Origin of the sequence: Peterkaempfera griseoplana (assembly GCF_001418575.1) — a bacterium.
Taxonomy (GTDB): Bacteria; Actinomycetota; Actinomycetes; order Streptomycetales; family Streptomycetaceae; genus Peterkaempfera; species Peterkaempfera griseoplana.
This window is the reverse complement of the sequence record NZ_LIQR01000626.1, coordinates 1-2,044: the sequence shown is the minus strand read 5'-3', so window position 1 is coordinate 2,044 and position 2,044 is coordinate 1. Positions and strand designations below refer to the sequence as shown.

At 73.6% G+C, this 2,044-nt stretch carries 1 protein-coding gene; it reads right to left on the bottom strand.

What is annotated here, in order from left to right; all coding sequences use genetic code 11:
* Window positions 1-433: 433 nt before the first annotated feature.
* On the bottom strand, window positions 434-1,807 hold the full coding sequence (locus AOK09_RS34340) for an FAD-dependent oxidoreductase (RefSeq protein ID WP_055591128.1): 1,374 nt from the start codon (window positions 1,805-1,807) through the stop codon (window positions 434-436).
* Between the last annotated feature and the right edge of the window lie 237 nt (window positions 1,808-2,044).

Genomic DNA, 2,044 nt, shown 5'->3' with positions numbered 1-2,044 from the left:
ATTGATGGCGATAAACATGATGATGTGGTGATTTTCCGAGTTGATCTCCATCGGCTGCCCGGGGTCACGCCTACTACCGGACGCCGTACACCCCTCAGGCCGTGTGAGGCGCTTCACGCCCAGACCCCCGCCACCGTCCCGGCACTGTGACCTGGGCCACCCCGCACGGCCGCCCCCGAAGGGTGCGGAGCGAGCAGCGACGGGCCGCGCACCCCCCGGACGGGTGCACCTGGCCCCCGGGCCCCGTTCGCGACGGCGGTGCCATCGGCCTTCGCCCTGTCGTATCCGTCCGGATCCCGGCAACACGGCTCACCGGTGTCCGCAGGTCGGAACCACGGCGCAATCCTCGACGTCTCCCACGGGCCGCGGGGGTGACTGCCGGCAGACGTTCGTCCGCCGACCGGCGTCAGCGGGTGAGGCGCCCGGCAGCCGCTCAGGCCGGGATGAGCGCATCCCACTGGTCGCGGGTCGGGCCGTCGTGCGCCGGCGAGAAGTCCGGGTGGGTGGCCAGCCAGTCGGTGACGGCGCGGTCCACTTCGTCGGTGCCGTAGGCGTCGTCGGCCGACTGCAGGAGATGGCGCACCCGGGCTCGGGCTCGCATGACGACGGGATCGTCGAAGGCGCATGCGGCCAGGGCGGCAGCCCGCCGATCCTGGGACGGTGCGCGCTCGGTGAGCCGCTGCTCGTTGCCGCGGTCGGCCGTCACCTGGGCGTCGAACCACGGGCGGAGGGCCTGTGCCGTCCACGTGTGGTAGCCGACGGGGTCCGCGGCGATCCGGTCGGCATGGGCGGCGAGGTACTGGGCGGCACGCAGACCGAGGGCCACGCCATGGCCCAGGGTCGGGTTGGTGTGGACGAGACTGTCCCCGGCGTTGACCAGGCCCGTGACGACAGGTCCCTCGTCGTCGACGAGGGAAGTCCAGCGGTTGTCCAGGCCGGCCATCGCCAGGACGGCTGTCTGTGGTTCGGGGGCCAGGTCGAGCCAGGCGGCGGTGGCGGGAAAGCGCCGGGCGACGGCCTCGAACAGGGCGGGGTCGGTGAGCGCGCCGCGGGTCGGGTCACCCGTGGAGAGCACCAGGTTCACCGCGAAGGTGTCGTTGTCGGAGGGGAAGACGCCGGCGAGCGCGAACGGTGCCGCCGAGCCCGTCCTCACTCGTCCGGGGTCACGCGGGCCGTCGGCGCGCAGGCGGTACCAGCGGCACAGGTAGGCGATTCCGGTGCGGTGGCTGTCGACCACGGGCGGGCGACAGCCGGCCGCGGTCAGCCACCCGGGGACCGGGGAGCGGCGCCCGGACGCGTCGACCACGAGGTCCGCCTGGTGCGTTTCCGCGCCCACGCGCACGCCGGTGACCCGGGCAGGGCGGCCCTCCCCGAAGGTGAGGGCTCGCACCCGGCGACCCTGCCGCACTGCGACGCTGGACTCCCGCCGCACGGCCGCGGTCAGGGCGGCCTCCAGCACGATGCGGCGGGTACGCAGGGTCACCAGGTCCTCGTCGCCCGCCCGGTGCGGCGGATGCTCTCCGAACCAGTCGAAGTCGTGGTACTCCCGGGCTCCTCGTGCCAGCAGGTCCGCGTAGACGTCGGGGGTCTCGGCGCGCAACACGGTGCGGACGGGCGCCAGGAACGAGTGGGGATGGTTGGCCTGCGGGACCCGAGGCCGGTCCCAGTGGAAGAAGTCCTGGTTCAGGTCCGCTCCGGCGTGCCGCGTGTCCTGTTCGAAACACGTGACCGTGTGACCCCGCCGGCCGAGCATGAGCGCCGTTGCCAGCCCGCTGATACCCGCACCGATCACCGCAACCCGCGCCACCGGTCTCCCCTTCGTGTCGTGTTGCGGAAGGAGCCTACTGCTCGACGATCCGGGCCCCACTCCACGGGGGGCACATCCAGCCCTGCGGCGGGGTCCGGCCGAGCACAGGCGGCCGCGTCCAGGTCGCCGGCGAGGCAGCGCGGTTCACCGCGCGGACACCCAGCCCGGTCTCCAGGTCCCGGCGGAGTCGTGGCCGGCGGCGGTGGTGGCGAGGTGGGCGCGGAGCGTGGCCAGGGC